Consider the following 22312-nt stretch of genomic DNA (forward strand, 5'->3'; position numbering starts at 1 on the left):
AGTCATCATCCACCCCTCGGCATGGCCATCTGCTCGGGCAGCGGGATACCTCCCGCCTCTCATCGCCGTGGCGACTGCACGTAATCGGCAGCCATGTCCACGCCTTTAGGATAAAGCGATCAGCGCGGCGCTGGCAATCCTGGTTTAACAACAACAGGTTTCAGACGCGCCAGCAGGCTATGCTCGCCGCGCCACACCACCTGCGCACCCGGCGGCAGGCTGGCGGGCTCTTTCGCGCCGACATACCAAAGCCAGTCCGCCTGCCGCGCCGGAACGAAACTGGCCAGCTCCACCGGCTGGGTCGACAGCTGGAAGATGCGCTGCGAGGGATCGATAAAGCCGGGCCCACCCTGCCTGAGCGAAAGCATATGCACATGGGCCAGCGCAAAATTGGTGTTGATCAGCGCGTGTTTGCGGATCACCGCATAGCCGCCGATATGCTCGAAAGGGTTGAGCCGCCAGGCGTCACCCGGCACCAGCACCGCATTGGCCACGCGCGCGCCATCGGGCAGATGGTCGAGCGCCTGAAGCATCTTTTCCATTTCGAGCGAATCGGCCTGCCAGCTCACGGTGGTGACCGCCAGCCGCACCAGATACAGCGCCGGAGCCAGCGCCACCGTCCATTTCGGCGCCCCCGTGCAATCGATCGCCAGACAGGCCAGCATCAGTCCGGAGGTCACCAGCCGGTAATCGGCGTAATCCCCATTCGAGATATGGCGCGGCACCGCCAGCGAAAGCACCAGCAGCGCCGCGGTGGACCAGCCCAGCCGCCCATCGATCCGGCGATACCTGGTGGCGATGCCGATCACCGCCAGCACCGCCACCAGCCCGGCAAAATCGAGCGGATAGGCGGTGTCCCGCATGGCCTTGAACCAGATTGCCAACTTGTAGGTCAGCAGCGGCTCGCCATAGGAGAAACTGCCCTGCGTGCCGCCGGGCAGCAGCATCAGCGTCACAGGGGCCAGCAAGGGCCAGGGCCGGACAAAGGCGCGCCACCAGTCGCCGCTGCGGTGAAGCGCATGCCATTCGAAACCGAAGATCATCACCCCCAGCATCCCCCAGGCCGAGAGATGGCACAGCCACACCACCAGCCCCGCCGGAATGAACAACGCCGCCCGCCACCTGCGCCCCGCCAGCACCACCCATAAGGCAAAAGCCAGCAGCGCCAGCGCCTGACCCAGCGCGAAATTGAGCAGCCCCGTCAGCATCATCGGCGACCAGATGAAGGCCATCGCCAGCAGGGAAGCGCCCGTCACCCGCCGCCTCAGCGCATAATCGACCGCGATCAGCCCCAGCCCGGTCAGCGGCGGGATCAGCCCGGCCATCACCCGCCCACCGTTTTCCAGCCCGAAAAGCGCGGCCAGCGGACGGATCAGCAGATCCGCGCCGACATTGCCCGTCCATTGCCAGTGGAAGCTGTAATAGCGCGCCAGCGCCGGCGTGCGCCCGCCATCGATCATCACGCCGTAGCGCGCCAGATGGGCCGGATAGTCGCTCATCTGGGGATAGCGGGCCACCAGCACCGGCAGCGCGGACAGCAGCGCCAGAAGCATCGCGGCCCACAGCAGCGTGTCGTTGCCAGCCACGGATCGGGGGCGCGCGAGCGCGGCAGAGGGTTGAAATCTCGCTTCCATCATGGCGTGACTGGCATCATCCCCGCGGCGCGACAAGATGGCGCGGTTGATCCCCGGCCCCTCAGCGGATAATCGGGGGCCTTGGGGCCGCGATCCGGCCATGGCGTCAGGCAGGGGGCTGCGGACAATCGTGTTTCCAATCACCGGTCTGCGCCTGCTGCTGCCGGCCATCGTGCCCTCATGGCGGTTTTTCGATGCGGTGAGCGCCAGTCCGCGCCTCGATTACGCCCTGCTGCCCGGCGAGAACGCCATGGCGCAGCAATGGCATGCCTTCCGCCCTCGCCCCGCCGTGCTGCCGGTGGGAACGATGCTGCGGCGCCTGTTCTGGAACCCGGATTGGAACGAGAGCCTGTTTCTGGTCAGCCTGTCCGAACGGTTGATGCATGCGGCCTCGCCCGAGGCCGTCGCGCATAGCCAGCGCGAATTGCTGCTGCGGGTGGCGCGGCATCTGGATCGCGATGGCCTGGCCTATCGCGGCGACTGCCTGCAGATCCGCCTGCGCCTCGTCACCCGTGAGGAGCGCGAGGGCGAGATCATCTACCTTTCCGCGCCCTGCCCGATCAACGGATTGCTGGAAGCATGATGCTGGAGCGCGCCCTCGATCTCACCGGCGGCATGATGGCGCTGGCCTTTGTCCAGCAGAGTCTGGAGCATCTGCGCCCCGCCGTCCGCCCGCAGGAACGGCTGCTGTTTGCGCCAAGGCTGATCCTGTCGCTCCTGCTGCTGGCGGCCAGCCTGGGCGTGACGATCCCGGGCCTGACGCCCGGCGTGCTGACTCTGGCGCTGGTGGTCAACCACCTGCTGATCCTGCCCTTCTTCAATGGCCCCTACAATGGCGGAGCCGACCGCATGAGCCTGCTGATGCTGCTGTGCCTCACCGCCGCCTTCAACCTGCCCACATGGCGCGAACTCGCTTTCGGCTATCTGGGGGCGCAGTTGCTGCTTTCCTACTTCATGTCGGGCTGGGTCAAGGTGGTGAACAGGGACTGGCGCAGCGGGCAGGCGCTGCGCGACGTGTTCCTGTTCTCCGCCTATCCCGCCGGGGAGAACATCCGCCGCTGGGCCGACAAGCGCCGCCTGCTGCTGGCGATGGGCTGGGGCGTGATGGGCTTCGAACTGGCTTTTCCGCTGGCGTTTCTCTCGCGCCCCACGCTGATTGCCGGGCTGGCGATTGCGGCGCTGTTCCATGGCGCCAATGCCTGCCTGCTGGGGCTCAACCGCTTTTTCTGGATCTGGATCTGCGCCTATCCTGCCATCCTGTGGTTGCAGGAGCGCCTGCTGGCCTGATCAGCGGAAACGGTATTCCGCCACAGTCTTCACGATCTGGCCATTCGCGTCGACGATCCCGATGCCGATCCCTTCCACCTGCCCCCTGGCTTCGGGCCTGCTCTGCTCAGCCTCGGCCACAAAGGCGCCGAGGCCGGGGTTGGTCTCATTGGCCAGCAGCGTCAGATGCGGCTCGAACTGGGCGAAGACGTTGGGCGAGCCATAGCGCTCGAAAGCGGGCAGCTTGGCGGGATAGTCCTTCATCCAGCCCGGCGGTGAGACGGTGTGATCGCGCAAGGGTTCCGCCGCCAGAGTCACCTGATCGGCCAGCCTCTGCAGATCGGGGCTGCGCTGCACCTTCAGGAACAGCCAGTTCGACACGGTGCGCTCGGCGCCGCCGACGGTCAGCGGGAAGCGCTTGCCGCTTTTCGCCAACCGGGCGATGGCCGCCTTCAGCGCAGGCGTCGCGCTGGAGGGATATTGCGTGAGATAGAGCGTGGCATGCACCGCATGGCCCTGCGCATAGAAGGTCTTCATGCCGCGCTTGCCCAGTTTCTCGCTGGCCTGCGCCACCGCCTCGACCACCGGGCGCGAGGGGATTGCGTAGATATCGATGCTCACCGTATCCCCGGCATGGGCAGGCACAGTCGTGGCGATCAGGGCGCAGAGAGCATAACGCAGCATCGTGAGGGTCTTTCGGGCAGCCGAGTCCATGGGCCGAGGCGATAGGCCCTGCCCCTGCGGCATAGCAAGAGCCTTGGGCGTTGCGCATCCCCGCGCGACAAGGCAGCATGGCCCGAATGTTTGAGGAGGCTGGGATGGGACGTGTCAGAGTCGCAGGGTTTTCGCTGTCCCTCGACGGATTTGGAGCAGGCCCGGAACAAAGCCTCGAAGCCCCGCTGGGCCAGCGCGGGCCAGAGATCTTCCAGTGGTTCTTCGGCACGAAAACCTTCCGCGCCATGCATGGTCAGGCGGGGCATGGTCAGGAAGGCGGCGCGGACGGCATCGACGAAACCTTCGCCCATCGCGCGATGGACGGCTTCGGCGCCTTTATTCTGGGCCGCAACATGTTCGGCCCGGTGCGCGGGGACTGGCCGGACGACAGCTGGAAAGGCTGGTGGGGAGACAATCCGCCCTATCACGCCCCCACCTTCATCCTGACCAACCATGCCCGCGATCCCATCCCCATGGAGGGCGGCACCACCTTCCATTTCGTGACCGGCGGCATCCATGAAGCGCTGGACCTTGCGCGTGAGGCGGCAGGCGATCTGGATGTGAAGATCGGCGGCGGCGTTGCGACAGTGCGGCAATATCTGCAGGAAGGGCTGATCGACGAATTGCATTTCGCGCTCTCCCCCGTGCTGCTGGGCCGCGGCGAGGCGATGTTCACGGGGCTGGACCTGTCGGCGCTGGGCTATCGCGTCACCAGCTCCACGCCATCGGAGCTGGCGACGCATATCGTGATCGAGCGCCAGAAGGCCTGAGCGGACTTTGCCTGCGCCGGGCCGGGGGAAAACCGCCCTGCCCTGATAACCGGCTGTTCCGGGATGAAGATACGCCATGGCTTTCATGCATGACAGGCCGAAGGATCGGACCATTGATCTTGAGGCGGGCCTCTATTTGGAAGCCGTTCGGCGCGATCCGCGCCTGGCTCGCCACCACACGCTTTACCTCTGGGAATCTGAGGAACAGCCAGTCTTCGGATGCTTGCTGACAGAGAAAGAGCATGTCGACGATGGCGGGCACATCGCCTTCATCGAAGGCCACATCTTCAATATCAGGCTGCCCGTGGATGCGGCAATGCGCGATCACGTTGTCCGCAAATATGGCAAGTCCTGGGCGATTGAAAAGACAAAAGAGCTTTTTCTTCAAAGGGAAACGTTGAGGCGGCCCAGCATCGTCATCAGAATTCCGATACAATTCACCATCGACCTTCAGGACGGCGAGCCTGGCAGCGCGTGGTGATGCCAAACCGCGTCCAGATCAATTGATGCCCATACAGGGCGCGCTCATCCAAGCGCGGGCTGAATGGTGGCGCGGTTCTGCCCGAAGCCGATGGATACGAAACCCTCGCGATGCGCATGGGCGGTGAGGATCACCTCGTCGCCATCTTCGAGGAAGCAGCGTTGCTCGCCGCCGGGCAGGTCGATGGGCACGCCGCCCCCCTGCGAGAGTTCCAGCAGGCTCCCCGAAGCCTCACGCGCGGCGCCCGAGATCGTGCCCGATCCCAGCAGATCGCCAGTGTACAGATCGCAGCCGCCCGAGGTGTGATGAGCCACCATCTGCGCCATGGTCCAATACATATCGCTCGAGGCGCTGCGGCTGAGAGCAAATTCGGGCAGGCCCTGATCGCGCATCGCCTGCGTGCGGATCGCCACCTGAAGATCGAGTGAAAACTGGCCCGCGCGCTGATCCTGCTCGTCCCAGAGGTAGGGCAGCGGCGCCGGATCGCCTTCGGGCCGCGCGGGCTGGGCGATGCGAAAGGGCGCCAGAGCCTCCATCGTCACCACCCAGGGCGAGACGGTGGAATGGAAATTCTTGGCCAGAAACGGCCCGAGCGGCTGATACTCCCAGGCCTGCACATCGCGCGCGGACCAGTCGTTGAGCAGGCAGAGACCGGCGATATGCTGCGCAGCATTCGCCATGGGGATGGGTTCGCCAAGCTGGTTGCCCTGCCCGATCCACAGGCCCAGCTCCAGCTCGTAATCGAGACGGGCGGTGGGCGCGAAGATGGGCGCCGCGGCATCGGGCGCCTTGCGCTGCCCCTTGGGCCGCCGCACATCCACGCCCGAGGGACGGATCGAGGAAGCCCGGCCATGATAGGCGATGGGCACATGTTTGTAATTGGGCAGCAGCGGGTTGTCTGGCCGAAACAGCTTGCCGACATTGGTGGCATGGTTCAGCCCGACATAGAAATCGGTGTAGTCACCGATGGCGAAGGGCAGATGCAGGGTGCAGTCGGCCATCGGGATCAGAGCTGGCTCGATCCTGCCGCGATGCTGCGGGTCCGACAGCAAGCCCGAGAGTGCGTGGCGCAGATCGCGCCGCACATCGGCATCAAGGGCGAACAGGGCGTTGAGGGTGCTGGCCTGCGAAGCCTGATGCACTTTGGCAGGCTGCAGATCAGCGATGGCCAACAGATCGAGCGCATGATCGCCAATCGCCACCGCCGGGCGCTTGCCCTTGTCGCGGCAGGAGATGATCCCGAAAGGCAGGTTCTGGACCGGAAACTCGCTATGGCCATCCGCGCCGGGCACCCAGCTGCAGCGCGCCGGATCGTGGGTTTCGTCAATCGTGAACATCGTCATTCGGGAAGGCTCGCCTTGGTGAAGCCGGACCAGGCTTCGTCATAATCGCTTTGCAGCAGCGGGGTTTCCATCGCCCAGCGCGTGGGGCGGATGACATGGCGGCTCTCAACCATGAAAGCCATGGTATTTTCGATACGCTGGGGCTTGAGATCGGCGGAGACGGCCTTGTCATAGCTCGCCTTGTCAGGCCCATGGCCGTTCATGCAATTGTGAAGCGAGGCGCCGCCCGGCACGAAACCGCCCTGCTTGGCGTCATAGGCGCCCTCGATCAGGCCCATGAATTCGCTCATCACATTGCGGTGGAACCATGGCGGGCGGAACGTATCCTCGGCCACCATCCAGCGCGGCGGGAAGATCACGAAGTCCACATTGGCGGTGCCCGGCGTCTCCGACGGGCTGGTCAGCACGGTGAAGATCGACGGGTCCGGATGATCGAAGCTGACGGTGTTGATCGTGTTGAAACGCCGCAGATCATAGCGACACGGCGCCAGATTGCCGTGCCATGCCACCCCATCGAAGGGCGAGTGGTCCAGCGTGGTGGCCCATAAGCCGCCCTGAAACTTCTGGATGATTTCAGTGGATTCGTCGCGATCTTCGAACCATGCTTCGGGCGTTTCGAAATCGCGCGGATTGGCGAGGCCATTGGCGCCGATCGGCCCGAGATCGGGCAGGCGGAAGGGCGCGCCATAGTTCTCGCAGATATAGCCGCGCACCGGGCCTTCCACCTCGACGCGGAAGCGCACCCCGCGCGGGATCAGCGCCAGATGCAGCGGCGCAACCTCCATCACGCCCAGTTCGGTGACGATGCGCAAGCTGCCCTGTTGAGGCAGGATCAGCATCTCGCCATCGGCGTTGAAGAAGGCGCGCCGCTCCATCGAGCGGTTGGAGGCATAGAGATGGATCGCGCAGCCACTGGCGCTCGCCATATCGCCGTTACCGCCGCAGGTGGTGAGGCCGTCGATAAAGTCGGTCGGCTGATCCGGCATGGGCAGCGGGTCCCAGCGCAGCCGGTTGGGACTGACGGGGGCCTGCATGAAGGGCGCGCTGCCGATCAACGCCCCGCCCGCATAGGGCTGGAACGGCTTATGCTGCGCAGCAGGGCGCAGGCGGTAAAGCCAGGTCCGGCGGTTTTCGCTGCGCGGCGCGGTAAAGGCCGTGCCCGACAGCTGCTCGGCATAGAGGCCATAGGGCACATGCTGCGGGGCATTGCGCCCCACAGGCAGAGCGCCCGCCACGGCCTCGCTGGCGAAATGGTTGCCAAAGCCGGTGAGATAGGCCGGATCGCCCATGCCGCGCTCTCCTTATTGGCCGACGGTGATAACACCCCGGCGGATCTGGTCCAGCTCGATCGATTCATAGAGCGCCTGGAAATTGCCGTTGCCGAAGCCCTCATTGCCCTTGCGCTGGATGATCTCGAAGAAGATCGGGCCGAACATGGTTTCCGTGAAGATCTGCAGCAAAATGCCCTCGTCACCCACATTGCCGTCGATCAGGATGCGGTTCTTTTTCAGGCGCTCCAGATCCTCGCCGTGGCCGGGAACGCGCTGGTCGACCAGCTCGTAATAGGTCTCGATCGTGTCTTGCAGCAACACGCCATTGGCGCGCAGCTTTTCGACCGTGGCATAGATATCCTGCGTGGTCAGCGCCAGATGCTGGATGCCCTCGCCATGGTATTCGCGGATGAACTCCTCGATCTGGCTCTGGTCGTCCTGGCTTTCGTTGAGCGGGATGCGAATGGCGCGATCCGGCGCGATCATCGCCTGACTGAACAGACCCGTGGCCTGTCCCTTGATGTCGAAGAACTTCTGCTCCTCAAAGCCGAACAGCCTGGCGTAAAACTCCGACCAGACACGCATCTGCCCGCGACGGACATTATGCGTGAGGTGATCGAGCACATCGAGCCCGACCGAATTCTTCTGCGCCTCTTCCTGCCATCCGGGCACCTGATCCCAATCGGCGAAAGGATCGTGATCGACCATATAGAGCAGCGATCCGCCAATGCCCTCGATGGCCCTGGCGCCCGGCAGGGCCGAGTCCGACGTGTCAGCATCCGTTGCGCCCCGCTCCAGCGCCATGCCATGGGCCTGTTCGGCGCTCTTCACCCGAAAGCCCATGCCATTGGCAGAGGGGCCATGCAGCTGGCGGAAGGTTGCCGCCTGACCTTGCGGCAAAGAGTTGAGGACAAAGGCGATCCTCCCCTGCCGGTAGAGTTCCAGCGCACCATCGCGTCCACGCGCCGCCAGCGTAAATCCAAGCTGGCGCAACTGCCCCGCCATCACATCAGGTTCAGGCGAGGTGAACTCGCAAAAGGCGAAGCCGTCGAGGCCGAGAGGATTGTCCTGAGTCATTCTGAAGATCCGCTGCTGTGGGTGGGGCGGGAGCGCGCATAGGCCTGCGTGCCAAGGTGAAAGACGGTGTCGCCCGGCAGGATCGTCGCCACATCGAGATCGGTCGAACCGGCCAGCTCCTGATAGAGCGGGGCGAAATCCGTCCCGATGGTCTGGGCCAGCAGATCCTCGAAACTGTCGATGACGAAATAGGTCTGCTGGAAATCATCGATGCGATAGCGGGTCTGCATCAGCCGCTTCAGATCGAAACCGATACGGTTGGGCGAAGGATCGTCCAGCGCGAAGACGCTTTCGCTGAAAGAGGAGACGATGCCCGCGCCATAGATCTGCAAACTGTCGCCAGAACGCAGCAGGCCGAACTCCACCGTGTACCAATAGAGCCGGGCCAGCCGCTCGATGGCGCCCAGCTTCACCGCGCGCTGGCCGCCGCGCCCATAGGCCGCCATATAATCGGCGAAGACCGGATTGGCGAGCAACGGTACATGGCCGAAAACATCGTGGAAGATATCGGGCTCTTCGAGATAATCGATCTGGTCGGGGCGACGGATAAAGCGCCCGGCCACAAAGCGGCGGTTCGCCAGGTGATCGAAAAACACCGCGTCGGGCACCAGCCCCGGCACCGCCACCACCTGCCAACCGGTGGCATCCATCAGCCGCGCGTTGAGTTCGGCAAAATCGGGGATGCCCGGCTTGGAGAGCCGCAGAATATCGAGGCCTTCAAGGAAGGCGGGCGCCACGCGGCCCGGCAGCAGGCGGGCCTGCCGCTCGAAGAGACGGTCCCACATGGCATGCTCATCGGCGCGATAAAGGTGCCATTCCTGAGGAACGGTCCAGTCGCCTTTATGCATGTCGAGGCTTATCTCTCCCATGGCGTGATCGTGTCACAGGATCGGCTTGATTGGGTTTCAAAAGCGAGGCAATCTGCCGATATTCTGAAACAGAATCCCGCAATCATGGTGATGCATGAAACAGATCATTCAACTCGACCCCATCGATACGCGACTCGTCGAGGCGCTTCAGCAGGACGGTTCGCTCAGCCATGCGGAGCTGGGGGAAAAGGTCGGCACGTCAGCCGCCTCATGCTGGCGGCGGATCAAGGCGCTGGAGGCTTCGGGCGTGCTGAAAGGCACGGTGCGGCTGGTCGATCCGGAAAAGATCGGCCGCGGGGTGAATGTCTTCTGCAACATCCGCGTGCGCAATCACGCGCAAGAGGTGCGCAAGCCCTTCGAGGACTTCCTCCACGAACGCCCCGAGGTGATCGAGTGCTTCTCCATGTCGGGCGAGTGGGATTATCTGCTGCGCATCGTCGTGGCCGATGTCGCCGATTATGAGCGCTTTCTGATGCGCACCCTGCTGGACCACCCGGCGGTGGGCGCGGCGGCTTCGCATTTCGCCCTGTCGATGACGAAGTACACCACGGCCCTGCCGGTCGGTTAAGCTTTCAGACGAACTGGGGCTCGAAGGAGAACCACGCTTTCTCGCCATGATCGTAGAACTGGATCAGGCGCGGCAGGATTTCGGCCTCATAATGATGGCCGGATGCCCGGTCATAACCACGCGCCTTGTAACCATCCACCTCAAGCGAGACAAAGGCCTGATCACCCGCATCGAACAGTTCGGGCAGCGTGCCGCCAAAACCGCCCGCCCGGCCTTCATAGTTGCCCTGCACCCGCCCGTCGCGGCTTTCGGCAGCGACGCGCAGATGTTCCTGAGCGGTGAAATCATAGAGACCCGCGACCGTCCGGTCAAAGATCACAGCATAGGCGGAAGCGGCCACCAGGGCCCTTGTGTGAGACTGCATAAAACCCATGTGGGCCTCAGCCCCAACCTTATCAAGGCCATCACCCACCGCTGAACACAGACAGGGGAATGCTCTGCGCCATGGCCCGGTAACCTTCCGGCGATGGATGCAGATGATCGCCACTGTCATAGGCGGGCCGCAGGCGGCTTGGCTGGGCCGGATCGCGCATGGCGGAATCGAAATCCACCACCGCGTCGAAATGACCCTGCTCGCGGATCCAGCGGTTGACGGCCTGGCGGTCCGCCTCGTTGCGCGCATCGGGGTGGTAATAGTCGTTGCCCATGAAGGGCAGCACCGTGCCGCCGACCACCTTGATCATCCGCCCATGCGCCCGGGCGATTATCTGGCGATAGGCACCGATGATCTGCGCGACCAGCGCCTGATGCGCGGCTTCATCCATCGGGGCCTCGCGGGTCAGCGTGCCGATATCGTTGATGCCTTCCAACACCACCAACCATCGGACACCCGGCTGCGCCAGCACATCGCGGTCCAGCCGGGCGAGCGCATTGGGCCCAAGCCCGTCATGCAGCAGGCGATTACCACCGATCCCCTGATTGACGATGGCCAGCCCACGCGTGGAAGGATCGGCCTGAAGGCGGCGGGCCAGATCGTCTGTCCAGCGGTCATTGGCGTCATCGGTGGCGCCGTGGCCGTCGGTGATGGAATCGCCCAGCGCCACGATGGCGCGCGGGGCCTCGCAGCGTGAGATTTCCACAGCCGAGAGGGTGAACCAGTGCTGGAAACTCCTGGCCCCCGGCAGATCGGCATCGGCCAGATGATCGCCCGCCAGCAGCCATGAGGTGGCGCGCGATCCGGGATGGGAGGTCTGCCCCTGCGGATCTTGCGCATAATGCAGGGTGATCGCCAGATCGTCGAAAGCGCGGACGGGCAGATCGACCGGATCGGAGAGATAGTCCGCCCCGGCAGGAATGGTGACGCCCGCCTGTCCGTCGAAGTGCAGCACGATCAGCGAGGCAGGATCGATGGCCCCGCTGCCCGCTTTCACCGCGCGCGCCAGCGTCGCGCCATCGATGCGCAGCGGCGCCGTGCCAAAGGCATTGGAGAGCCTGATGCGCAGCCCCGTCCCGCCGATGGACGGGCGGATAATCTGCCGCAGACTCGCTCCGCCGAAGCTTCCGGCGGGCAGGGCATTGTCCCCGCTGGGCGTCATCTGTGAAGAGGCCCAGCCCGCCACCCACTGCGGCGCGCAAACCGCAGCATGGGCGCAGAGCGGCGAGAAGACCATCACAGCCCCAAGGGCAGCGCGCAAGACAGAACGCAAGGGCATCACCTCCGGCATGCGGAAAGGACCGGACTGATGCCCGGCCCTTCCCTTTTATCACATCGTCAAAATCAGAACTTCTCGCGCAGACCCAGCGAATAGGTCGTGCCCGGATTGTAGTCCGAATAGGTCACGTTCTTATACTGCAGATAGGTACGGATATGGCTCTTGGTCAGATTGTTGACGTTGAAGGACACGGTGGGCAGCAAGGTGCTGCCGCCGAAGATCTTCTGCAGATCGAGATTGGCGGAGAAGTCCAGCTCCTTGTGCACGTCATTGTAGATCGCGAAATTGTTGAGCCCGTTCTGGGGCCCTTGCGCCGCCAGCGATCCGCCGGTGAAGTTGTACAGCACTCGCGCCGACACGCCCTTGTGATCGTAATAGAGCGTGAGGTTGTAAGTCGTATGCGCCACGCCCGTCGCGATCACGGCAGGCGTGCTGGCGCTCGACTGATCGATCACGGTAACGTTGCCGATCACGCCGAACCCCGGAAGACCATGGCCATGCGGCGCAAGGATGAAGTCCAGCGGTTGAACGACGGTGAACTCCGCGCCATTGATCACCAGATTGCCGGCATTGACCTGCTCGGTGATGTTGATCGGCGAGTTGGCGGCGCCGGTCGGGTTGCTGTTGAGGATCCTCGCCTGATCGGTGGTTACCGTGTTGATGTTGACGCCATAGGGGGCCAGGGCGCTGAAGGTGCTGGAAATGTTGGCCGAAGTCGTGAAGCCGGTGATCGACTTGCGATAGGCGGCCACCGCGATGTAGCCTTCCTTGCCGGTGTAATATTCAAAGCCCAGATCAAGGTTCTTCGACAGATAAGGCGCCAGCGCCGGATTGCCGATCGAGGCCTGATAGGCCGAGATGTCGGAGAAGTTCACGCCCGGCAGCATGGCGTTGGGGTCCGGCCGGGTCAAAGTCTTGGACCACGATGCGCGGAACACCGCATGGCGACCCAGAGCAAAGTCCGCGGTGAAGGCCGGCAGCGCATAGCTGTAGCTGTTGTAGGTGTTGATGAAGTTGAAGGCGCCGATGCCCACCGTCGGGTACAAGCCACCGCTGGTCAGCCCGACATTCTGCTGGGTGATGGCGCCATTGGCGACATAACCGCCAATGCGCTGGTTGGTGTGGATGAAGCGCACGCCGCCGTTCAGACGCAGCGTGTTGTCGCCGATCTGGAACTTGTCGTCAGCCTCGATATAGGCGCCGAAGTTCTTTTCCTGAAACTGGCCTGAATTGGCCCCGGTGTTCGAGGCGGTCGAGAAAGGCGCGGTCGCATTATACTGGGCATAGTTGGATGCCGCGGCAAAGGCGGGCCAGTTGACCGTCACGAAGCCGCGCGGCCCGGGCATCAGATAATTGGCCAGCGAAGCCTGCGGGATCAGCGAACCCAGATACTGGACCGAACCCGTCGCCCCCGCCGTCGCGCCCGTGCCATAGCCGGGATACAGCGCGGCAGCCGAACCCGGCGCGTTCAGGCCAAGGCAGGCAGGCTGGGTGTTGGGCGAGAGCATCGCCACATTGGGCTGATTGCCGCAGACCGCATTCTGCCACAGCGTGCTGTTGTCCAGCGCATAGATGTTGCGGTAATTGTTGTCATAGGCAGCGCCCACGCGCACCACGATATCACCGTGATCCCAGCGCAGATTGCCGCGAATGCCCTTGGTGGTGGTCTGACGGCGCTCGCTCTGAATGTTGACGCGACCGCCGTTCCAGCTGAAATTCGCCGGATTGTCGAGATCGGTGCTGGAGGCAATGTTGATGTTGCCGTTGTTGTTGGTGTAATTGACCGTATCGCCCGAGCCCAGCACAGTCGACACCAGCACCGAGGGCGACTGGCGATAGAAGGAACTGTGCGTGACATCGCCGCGCACATCGACCTTCAGGTGATCGGTGATCTGATATTCGCCGCCCGGATTGAAGCCGTAGTAAGTCAGCTTTTCATCATAGGGGCGATATTCCAGAAAGGACTGGGCATTGGCGAAAGTGCCGGAGGTCACCACGCCATTGCTGTCCACCTGCAGACCGATGGGGATGGCGCTGCCGTTGCGGCCCACCCAGTCCATATCGATGCGCTGTTCCTGATTGCGCGCCTTGGACAGCATGCTGTCGAGGTAGAGATGCAGTCCGTTGTCATCGCCCTTGTATTCCAGCGAGACGACGCCGGTGATGCGCTTGCGCGAACCATATTCGTTGAACTCGCGGCCCAGACGGGGGATCAGCGCCTGATTGATCTGGGTGATGGTGAGGCCGGGGTTCAGCGCCAGCAGCGCCGCCTGATTGAGCGCGCTGCCCGTCACCAGACCATTGCCCGCGCCCGCCGGAACGGTGGCGGGAATGTTCCAGGTGCTGCCGTTGCTGCAAGCCGGTGTGGCGGTGATGCAGTTGGTGGACAGATTGTTGATGTTGTTGCGGGTCGAGGTGGTGTTCTGCGCGGCGGAAAGGTTGGGCTCGGTCCAGCCCACCGATTCAAAGCCGTTGGAATTGACCTGATTGCTGATCCCCGAAACGCCGATCAGAATGCCGAACTCGCCCTTGGTGGTGCTGAACACCGCCGCGCCCTTGTAACCGGGGGTCTTGGCATTGGTGTTGTAGAGCCCGTCCATCGAAACGGTGAAATGCGTGCCTTGCTTGTCGAAGGGATGCGCCATGCGCAGATCGATCGACCCGGCCGCGCCGCCTTCCAGAATATCGGCGCGCGAGCTTTTCTCGACGGTGATCGAGGTGAAGAGTTCGGTCGGGAAATAGTTGAGGTCGACCTGACGGCCCGTGCCCGAACCATCGGCGGTGCCGGTCGAGCCGATCATGATCGCCGCGCCGTTCAGCGTCACCTGCGTGAAGGCCGAACCCAGACCGCGGATGGCGGCGTTCACGCCCTCGCCGTCATTGTCGCGGTTGATGGTGACGCCCGGCACGCGGCTGAGCGATTCCGCGATGTTCGAATCCGGGAACTTGCCAATGTCTTCGGCCAGAATGGTTTCGGTGAGGCCGATGTTGCTCTTCTTGATCTCCGCCGAGCGCTGAAGGCTGGCGCGATAGCCGGTGACGATGATCTCATTGGCGGAAGCCTGATCGGCCTGCGGCGCCGGAGCGCTGGCCTGCGCGGCTGGCGCCTGAGTCACCGGCGACTGCTGGGCCAAAGCCGGCATGGCCATAAAGGCAAAGCTGGAAACGCCTGTGATCAGGCTCAACATGATGGCGGTTTTCTTATGTGTCATATGCCTACCCCTCATTCCCATGCATGATGTGGCGCGAATGGCGGGCCTGAAGCGGCCCGGGCGCCCGATTTCGAATGCCTCCGGCCCGCTTGCACGCGCGCCGACGGCCTTCCGCAGCGCCCGTTGATCGACGCGCGGGTTGCAGTTGGTATCGCCCTGTTGATCGGCGCGTGACGGGCGCTTGGCCCTTCAGTCGCCCTTTGGGAGGCCGTGCTTAAACAGCGCCCTGACCTGCGCGAGCCGCACCGGGACATCCGATCCCGGCACGATGGCAAACATGGCTTGGGCGAACGCAATGGCGTTGGTGTGTGCTGAACATCGGCCTCTCCTGAACGCTACCCCTGGCCCTGTCTGTTTCGAGCCTTCTTGATGGTCTGTGATAGCGCTATCAATGAATGTTTTTTACTCCGCCCATCTTGCCTGTCAAGCAAAGATCACTGGCCTATTGGTAGCGATACAATTTTATCCGCTGAATCTGGAATTCACCGGATGGCAGCTGGATATGCCGCCCCTGATGCGTCTGGTCGCCATTGAGCAGGCGGCCCGCAATCCAGCGGTGCTCGGCATCGAAATGCCCCTCCCACGCGCTGTCGATTCCCGCGAGGCGCGGACCGGGCCCCACAGGCTCAAAGGTAACGGTAACACCCTGCCCGACCACGATATAGTCCTCCGGCCCGGTCTGCACGATCACCGCCCCGGCCTTGCCGGTTTCAGGCATGGCCTCGGGCTTGACGATATCGGCAAAGCTGACGGTGAAGCGGTAATCGCCGATGCGCTCGGTGACGGGTTCATAGATCAGCGTGCCGTCATAGAGCGCGCGCGGACGGAAGCCCGACATGCGCCCCAAGCCCTGCGCGGCGAGAATCTCCGGCGAGATCTGCTCCAGCACATCATAGGCCCCGGCCAAAGCGCCCGGCTTCTCGTCCACCGATTCGATGGAGAACGGCCCGAAGCCGATCGCATCCAGCCTGCCGATGGCATAGAAGGCATTGCCCGGCACCTGCGGGTGATCGGCGTTGTTCGCTTCGGGGATGAACAGCGGATTGTCAGGCCGCTTGTAGGTGTTAACGATATCAACGAAATTGGTGAAATAGATATCGGGGGCCAGAAAATCGAGGCTCGGCGCGCCCGCCTTCCAGACATCGATCAGATGCGGCAAAGGCCCGCCGCTGGGGTATTCGCCGGGCGCGCGACCGGGACGGTTCAACGCCACATTGACGTACATCGGCAGGCCGTAAGCGCCCTTGCCCGCGCGCGTCAGCCCATCGGCGAAGCGCGCGTAGTGCCAGGCGGTGAAGATTTCCTCGGAGGCCGTGCCGGGCCCGAACACCTCGGCCCATGTGCCGCTGCTTTTCGCACCATTGTCCTCCCAGCGCTGACGCATGGCGGGGACCAGCGTGTCGTGATGCTGCTGGAGATAGGTCATCAGTTCGGCAGGCACTGGCCCGCGATAGGCGGCATCGGCCTGCGGGCTGTAATCGCGCGCCACCGGCAGCATGCCGATCTCGTTTTCCACCTGCACCATCAGCACGGTGTTCTGCTGGGCATCCACCGCCTTGATATGGGCCAGCAGCGCGGCAAAGACCTTCTGATCCGCCGCCAAGGTCGTGGGCGCCATGGAGGAGAGGATGTCCACCCCCTGCCCGCTCGGCAGCTGGGCGCGCGGGAAACGGGCGGAATCGCGCTTCACCCAGGCGGGCGCATAGGTGGACATGGAGTTCTTCCACGCCCCGAACCACAGAAACACCAGGTGCAGATTGTTGGCCCGCGCGTTGCGGATCAGCATATCCACGCTGGACCAGTCATACTGGCCCTCTTTCGGCTCGATCAGCTCCCATGAAACCGGCGCCAGCACGGTGTTGAGATGCATCGCCCGCAAACGCTTCCAGTGCGGGGCCATATAGGCCTCGCTGGTGTCGCTGCTGTTGCCCAGTTCTCCGGCCAACAGCAGCATGGGCTTGCCCTGCACCTGCAATTGGGTGGCGGTGCCCTGTTTCACCAGCCTGGGCGCATCGGCCAGAACGGGCGTTGCGATCAGGGAAAGCACCGCCGCACAAGACAGCAATTTCATCACGAAACATCCTTGCAAAGAGCCAGCGCGGCCAGCGCGCCCTGTGTTTCCAGAATGGTGAGCCAGCGGATCAATGCTGCACGAAATGCTGCATGGTGTTGCAAGGCGGGCGGCACCACGGCTTCCAGCCCCAGCACGGCATCCACCCGCGCCTTGGCATCTTCTGCCCCCACCAGACGCTGCGCGATGTCAGCAGCCAGCGGATCGTCGATGGTGAAGGTTTCGCCCTTATCATCGCGACCCGCCTGCCAGCGAATCCAGCCCGCCACCGCCAAACACAGAGCCTCGATCCCCTGCCCCGCCGCCAGCCTTGCGGCAATCGGCGCCAACAGCCGTTGCGGCAGTTTCTGCGAGCCATCCATGGCGATCTGATGCGTGCGATGCATCAGCGTGGGATTGTCGAAGCGCGCCATCAGCGCCTTGCGATAAGCGGCGATATCCAGTTCTGGCGGCGGCGACAACGTGGTCTGCGCCTCATCCCACAGCTGCTCGACGAAGGCGCGGGCCTCGGGGCGTTCCAGCACCTCATGCACATGGGTCAGCCCCGCCAGACCGCCCAGATAGGCAATGCCGCTATGCGCGCCATTGAGCAGGCGCAGCTTGGCCTCTTCCCATGGGGCAACGGCGGCGGTCAGTTGCACGCCGGTGCCAAAGGCCGGGGGGGCGCCGCAGAAATGATCCTCGATCACCCACTGGGTGAAGGGCTCGGTCTTGACCATGGCGCAGTCTTCGACACCCAGGCGCCGGGCCAGATCCTCGATGTCCTGAGGCGTGGTGGCGGGCACGATGCGGTCCACCATGGTCTCGGGGAAAGCGCCATAGGCCTCGATCCAGACGGCCAGATCGGGATCGTGATGTCGCGCCAGCGCCAGCACACCGCCGCGCAGGCGGCTGCCATTATGCGGCAGATTGTCGCAGGAGATCGCGGTGAAGGGCTTGAGCCCCGCGCCGCGGCGCATGGCCAAAGCCGCCACGATATAGCCCAAAGCGGTCTTGGGCACGTCCAGCGAGCGCATATCCGCCGCCAGCTGGGGATCACCCTCGATCAGCGCGCCGCTGGCAGGGTCAAGCTTGTAGCCCTTCTCGGTGATGGTGAGGGTAACGATATGCGTATCCGGCGCGGCCATCACCGCCAGCAAGTCGCCCGGCGCTTCCGGCGCGATCAGCACCTTTTGCACCGCGCCCATGATGCGGGCGGTCTGGGCCGCGCCATCGCGCACCAGCATGGTGTAGAGCCCGTCCTGAGGCGCCATCTGATCGCGCACCGCAGGCGCGCGTAAGGAGGCCGCCACAATGCCCCAGCGCAGATCGCCAGCGGCCAGCACATCGTCGAACACCGCCGCCTGATGCGCCCGGTGAAAGGCGCCGATGCCCAGATGAACGACGCCCGTTTTCACCGCGCCGCGATCATAGGCGGGGCGCAGCACATCGCCCGGCAGTTGCGCCAGTGTGGCTTCCGACAGGCGCGTCACAGCCGGTACGCCTGCTTGGCCAGCCCATAGGAGAGCGCATGGGCCAGCTCGAAGGCCTCGTCCTCTTCGATCCGGTGCTCGGCCACCAGACGGGCAAGGAAGCCACAATCCATGCGCCGCGCCACATCATGGCGCGCCGGGATCGAGAGAAAGGCGCGCGTGTCGTCGTTGAAGCCCACGGTGTTGTAGAAACCGGCGGTCTCGGTGACGCTTTCGCGGAAGCGGCGCATGCCTTCCGGGCTGTCATGGAACCACCAGGGCGGGCCCAGCTTCAGCGCGGGATAGTGCCCTGCCAGCGGTGCCAGTTCACGCGAATAGACATCCTCATCCAGCGTGAAGAGGATCAGCGTGAGGCGCGGATCATTGCCATAAAGGTCCAGCAGCGGCTTCAGCGCGCGGACGAACTCGCCCGGCATGGGAATATCGCCGCCCTTGTCGCGCCCGAAGCGGGCCAGAACCGCATCATTGTGGCTGCGCCAGACGCCGGGGTGAAGCTGCATCACCATGCCGTCCTCGATCGACATGCGCGCCATTTCCACCAGCATATGGCCACGGAACAGCTCCGCCTCCGCCGCGCTGACGGGGCCTGCCATCACTTTGGTGTAAAGCGCCTCGATCTCGGGGCGCGAGAGATGCGCGGTAAAGGCTGTGGGATGGCCATGATCGGTGCTGGTGGCGCCCGCCGCGCGGAAATCGGCGCGGCGCTTTTCATGGGCGCGCAGATAACCGGCAAAGCTGGCCGCGTCCTCGCCCGTCATGGCGCAGAAGGCCTTCACCTTTTCGATAAAGCGCGGATCGTCCGGGTCCATCACCGGATCGGGCCGATAGGCGGTGACGACCTTGCCGCCCCAGCCGCTCTCGCGGATCGCCTTGTGGTGGATCAGCGGGTCGAGCGGCCCTTCGGTGGTGGCGATGGCCTCGATGTTGAAACGCTCGAACAGGGCGCGGGGGCGGAAGTCCGGGGTCTTCAGTGCGGCATCGATGCTGTCGTAATAGAGGTCGGCGGTGGCGCTTTCCAGCCGCACATCGATGGCGAAAACCTGCGTGAACACATAATCCAGCCACATGCGCGAGGGCGTACCTGCAAACAGGTGGTAATGCGCGGCAAAGCGGTGCCAGATGGCGCGCGGGTCGGTTTCCGTGGGGCTGCCGTCGGCGGTGGGGATGCCCAGTTGGTCCAGCGTGATGCCCTGGCTCATCAGCATGCGGAAGACATAATGGTCCGGCACGATCAACAGGTCGGAGGGGTTGGCGAAGGGCTCGTTATAGGCGAACCAGGCCGGATCGGTGTGGCCGTGCGGGCTGATGATCGGCAGGTCGCTGACGGTGGCGTAGAGCGCGCGGGCGATGTCGCGCGTGCGGCTTTCGGCTGGAAACAGACGGTCGGGGTGGAGGTGAAGCGGCTTCATGCGGGGTTTTCCGATAGCGAGACCGGCGCGTAACGCGGGACGATCAGATGAATGACAAGCAGCGCCACCAGATAGGCGCAGGAGGCGATGACGAAGATGGGCTGGAAGCTGCCGACGCGCTCCAGAATGATGCCGGCATATTTGGCCATCAGCATGCCGCCGACAGCCCCTGAAAGCCCCCCGATGCCGATGACCGAACCGGCCATCCAGCGCGGAAAGAGATCCCCCGGCAGCGCATAGACATTGGCTGAAAAGCCCTGATGCCCGGCGCAGGCCAGACCGATCAGCCCGACGGCGACCCATAACGAGGGCGCATGGGCGGCAAAGGCAATCGGCAGGGCAAACAGCGCGGAGGCGAACATCGCCCCCTTGCGCGCCCCGCCCGCCGACCAGCCTCGCCCCATCAGCCGCGAGGAGAGCCAGCCCCCCGCCACCGACCCCACATCGGCCAGCAGGTACACCGCAATCAGCGGCGGCCCGAAATCGAGCATCTTCACATGATACTGCCGGTTGAAGAAATCGGGCAGCCAGAACAGGAAGGTCCACCACACCGGATCGATCAGGAACCGGCCCATCAGATAGGCCCAGGTCTGGCGATGGCGGAACAGGCTGAGCCATGGGATATGGCGCTTGGGCTCGGCAGGCTCGGATTCGATCCACGCCAGCTCTTCAGGCGACAGGCCAGCCTTGTCGCGCGGGCGGCGATAGATCGCCAGCCAGGCCGCCAGCCACACCACCGTCAGCAGGCCGGTGAGGATAAAGGCCCAGCGCCAGCCCAGCGTCACCGCGATGATCGGCACCAGCAGCGGCGTGACGATGGCCCCCACATTGGAGCCCGCGTTGAAGATGCCGATGGCCAGAGCGCGCTCGCGCCGGGGGAACCATTCATTGGTGGCGCTCAGCGCGGCGGGGAAGGTCCCCGCCTCGCCGATGGCCAGCGGGATGCGCGCAATCAGCATGCCGGTGGTGCTGGTGAAGCAGGCGTGAAGCATATGGCCAAGCGTCCACAGCCCCACCGCCAGCGCATAGCCGCTGCGCGCGCCGATCCGGTCGATCACGCGCCCGAACAGCACATAGGCCACGCCATAGCCCGCCTGAAACCAGATCGCGAGGGAGGCATAGCCGGTTTCGCTCCAGCCATAGCGGGCTTGCAGATCGGGTTTCAGCGTGGGCAGCACCAGCCTATCGATGTAGCTGAGCACCACGGCGGCAAACAGCAGGGCGCAAACCACCCAGCGAACGTTTCCGCCGGGTTTGGGGCCTGAAGGTTTGGCCTGCTCCACCGGCGCGCTCACCAATTGTACATCGTGCCGTCTTCCAGCCGGTTCACCGGCAGGAAGGCGCGCTTGTATTCATATTTGGCGGCCAGCTCCTCGTCGATCTCCACGCCAAGGCCCGGCTTCTCGCCCGGATGCATCATGCCATCTGCAAAGGTGTAGGCGTGGGGGAAGACTTCATCGGTCTCCGCCGTATGCTTCATATACTCCTGAATGCCGAAATTGGGCACCGAAAGGTCGAAATGCAGCGCGGCGGCCATGCAGACGGGCGAAAGATCGGTGGCGCCATGGCAACCGGTGCGGATCTGATAGAGATCGGCCAGCGCCGCGATCCGGCGCAGATGGGTGATGCCCCCGGCATGGACCACCGTGGCGCGGATATAGTCGATCAGCTGGTTCTGGATCAGATCCTTGGCGTCCCAGATCGAGTTGAAAATCTCGCCCACGGCCAAAGGCGCGGTGGTGTGCTGGCGGATCAGGCGGAAGGCCTCCTGATTTTCGGCAGGGGTGGCGTCTTCCAGCCAGAAGGGGCGGTACGGCTCCAGATCCTTGCCCAGACGACCTGCCTCGATGGGGGTGAGGCGGTGGTGGATGTCATGGAGCAGATGCACATCCCAGCCCAGCGCCTCGCGCGCGGCCTTGAACAGGTCTGGCACCACGCGCAGATATTTGGCTGTATTCCAGACGTTTTCGGTGGGCAGGTCGCTGTCGGCGGGCTCGTAGAAATATTTGTCCTTCGAGACGCCATAGGTGCTTGCCATGCCCGGCACGCCGCATTGCAGGCGGATCGCCTTGTAGCCCTGCTTCTGATACTCCAGCGCGACGGCGATGGTGTCCTCGATGCTGGTGCCATTGGCGTGGCCATAGACCATCACGCCCTCGCGGCTCGCCCCGCCCAGCAGCTGGTAGAGCGGCAGGCCGGCGATCTTGCCCTTGATGTCCCACAGCGCCATGTCCACAGCGGCAATCGCCGTCATGGTGACGGGGCCGCGGCGCCAATAGGCCCCCTTGTAGAGATACTGCCAGATGTCCTCGATGCGATGGGCATCGCGCCCGATCAGGCAGGGGATGACGTGATCCTGCAGATAGCTCGCCACCGAAAGTTCGCGGCCATTGAGCGTGGCATCGCCCAGCCCATAGACGCCCTCATCGGTCTCGATCTTCAGCGTGACGAAATTGCGGCCGGGGCAGGTCACGATGACCTTGGCGCCAGTGATGATGGGCAT

19 protein-coding genes are annotated in these 22312 nt (G+C 63.9%); 5 read left to right on the forward strand and 14 right to left on the reverse strand.

The window, feature by feature from the left end:
- Positions 1-119: 119 nt before the first annotated feature.
- Positions 120-1637, reverse strand: a complete 1518-nt coding sequence (locus SR3_RS24770; protein WP_169805706.1) for a hypothetical protein — start codon at positions 1635-1637, stop codon at positions 120-122.
- Between the two features lie 127 nt (positions 1638-1764).
- On the opposite strand from SR3_RS24770, the gene SR3_RS24775 reads away from it, so the two are divergent.
- A complete protein-coding gene (locus tag SR3_RS24775) occupies positions 1765-2217 on the forward strand; it encodes a hypothetical protein (RefSeq protein ID WP_068092080.1) in 453 nt (150 codons plus the stop codon).
- A complete protein-coding gene (locus tag SR3_RS24780; RefSeq protein WP_068092083.1) occupies positions 2214-2921 on the forward strand; it encodes an HTTM domain-containing protein in 708 nt (235 codons plus the stop codon). Before SR3_RS24775 ends, SR3_RS24780 begins: the two co-directional genes overlap by 4 nt.
- Here the strand turns inward: SR3_RS24780 and SR3_RS24785 are convergent, their stop codons facing one another.
- On the reverse strand, positions 2922-3584 hold the full coding sequence (locus tag SR3_RS24785) for a 2'-5' RNA ligase family protein (RefSeq protein WP_068092086.1): 663 nt from the start codon (positions 3582-3584) through the stop codon (positions 2922-2924). It abuts the gene before it with no gap.
- Positions 3585-3718: 134 nt separating this feature from the next.
- Here SR3_RS24785 and SR3_RS24790 point away from each other — a divergent pair, with 134 nt between their 5' ends.
- Both SR3_RS24790 and SR3_RS24795 read left to right on the forward strand, forming a co-directional pair.
- The gene (locus tag SR3_RS24790; RefSeq protein ID WP_068092151.1) at positions 3719-4384 is read left to right on the forward strand and encodes a dihydrofolate reductase family protein; all 666 of its coding nucleotides are present in this window, start codon (positions 3719-3721) and stop codon (positions 4382-4384) included.
- Positions 4385-4460: 76 nt separating this feature from the next.
- A complete protein-coding gene (locus tag SR3_RS24795) occupies positions 4461-4865 on the forward strand; it encodes a hypothetical protein (RefSeq protein ID WP_068092091.1) in 405 nt (134 codons plus the stop codon).
- A 44-nt stretch (positions 4866-4909) separates the two neighbouring features.
- Here the strand turns inward: SR3_RS24795 and fahA are convergent, their stop codons facing one another.
- Genes fahA through phhA form a run of 4 tightly spaced genes read right to left on the reverse strand, consistent with a single transcriptional unit; the run spans position 4910 to position 9425 of the window.
- Entirely contained in the window at positions 4910-6208 is a 1299-nt protein-coding gene (gene fahA / locus SR3_RS24800) for a fumarylacetoacetase (protein ID WP_068092096.1), read from the reverse strand.
- On the reverse strand, positions 6205-7497 hold the full coding sequence (gene hmgA, locus SR3_RS24805) for a homogentisate 1,2-dioxygenase (protein ID WP_068092098.1): 1293 nt from the start codon (positions 7495-7497) through the stop codon (positions 6205-6207). Before hmgA ends, fahA begins: the two co-directional genes overlap by 4 nt.
- Positions 7498-7509: 12 nt before the next feature.
- A complete protein-coding gene (gene hppD, locus SR3_RS24810) occupies positions 7510-8556 on the reverse strand; it encodes a 4-hydroxyphenylpyruvate dioxygenase (RefSeq protein ID WP_068092099.1) in 1047 nt (348 codons plus the stop codon).
- Positions 8553-9425, reverse strand: coding sequence for a phenylalanine 4-monooxygenase (gene phhA, locus SR3_RS24815; RefSeq protein WP_068092103.1), 873 nt, complete (start codon positions 9423-9425; stop codon positions 8553-8555). Before phhA ends, hppD begins: the two co-directional genes overlap by 4 nt.
- A 94-nt stretch (positions 9426-9519) precedes the next feature.
- Here phhA and SR3_RS24820 point away from each other — a divergent pair, with 94 nt between their 5' ends.
- Positions 9520-9993 (forward strand): Lrp/AsnC family transcriptional regulator, encoded by a 474-nt coding sequence (locus SR3_RS24820; protein WP_068092105.1) that lies wholly within the window; start codon positions 9520-9522, stop codon positions 9991-9993.
- Between the two features lie 4 nt (positions 9994-9997).
- On the opposite strand, the gene SR3_RS24825 is transcribed toward SR3_RS24820, so the two are convergent.
- From SR3_RS24825 to manD, 8 genes are all read right to left on the reverse strand, one after another.
- Entirely contained in the window at positions 9998-10333 is a 336-nt protein-coding gene (locus tag SR3_RS24825; protein ID WP_245654088.1) for a hypothetical protein, read from the reverse strand.
- A 64-nt stretch (positions 10334-10397) separates the two neighbouring features.
- On the reverse strand, positions 10398-11645 hold the full coding sequence (locus SR3_RS24830) for an SGNH/GDSL hydrolase family protein (RefSeq protein WP_407668207.1): 1248 nt from the start codon (positions 11643-11645) through the stop codon (positions 10398-10400).
- A gap of 65 nt (positions 11646-11710) precedes the next feature.
- Positions 11711-14857 (reverse strand): TonB-dependent receptor, encoded by a 3147-nt coding sequence (locus SR3_RS24835; protein ID WP_068092107.1) that lies wholly within the window; start codon positions 14855-14857, stop codon positions 11711-11713.
- Between the two features lie 442 nt (positions 14858-15299).
- Positions 15300-16928, reverse strand: coding sequence for a GH35 family beta-galactosidase (locus SR3_RS24840; RefSeq protein ID WP_068092110.1), 1629 nt, complete (start codon positions 16926-16928; stop codon positions 15300-15302).
- Complete coding sequence (locus SR3_RS24845) at positions 16928-18400, reverse strand: mannitol dehydrogenase family protein (RefSeq protein WP_068092112.1); 1473 nt, start codon at positions 18398-18400, stop codon at positions 16928-16930. The genes SR3_RS24840 and SR3_RS24845 overlap by 1 nt, the downstream gene beginning before the upstream one ends.
- Complete coding sequence (uxaC, locus tag SR3_RS24850) at positions 18397-19809, reverse strand: glucuronate isomerase (protein WP_068092119.1); 1413 nt, start codon at positions 19807-19809, stop codon at positions 18397-18399. The genes SR3_RS24845 and uxaC overlap by 4 nt, the downstream gene beginning before the upstream one ends.
- Positions 19806-21104 carry an MFS transporter gene (locus SR3_RS24855; protein ID WP_245654089.1) on the reverse strand — a complete coding sequence of 433 codons (1299 nt, stop codon included), beginning with the start codon at positions 21102-21104 and terminating at the stop codon, positions 19806-19808. The genes uxaC and SR3_RS24855 overlap by 4 nt, the downstream gene beginning before the upstream one ends.
- Entirely contained in the window at positions 21101-22312 is a 1212-nt protein-coding gene (gene manD / locus SR3_RS24860; RefSeq protein WP_068092122.1) for a D-mannonate dehydratase ManD, read from the reverse strand. Before manD ends, SR3_RS24855 begins: the two co-directional genes overlap by 4 nt.

Origin of the sequence: Novosphingobium rosa NBRC 15208 (genome assembly GCF_001598555.1) — a bacterium.
Lineage (GTDB): Bacteria > Pseudomonadota > Alphaproteobacteria > Sphingomonadales > Sphingomonadaceae > Novosphingobium > Novosphingobium rosa.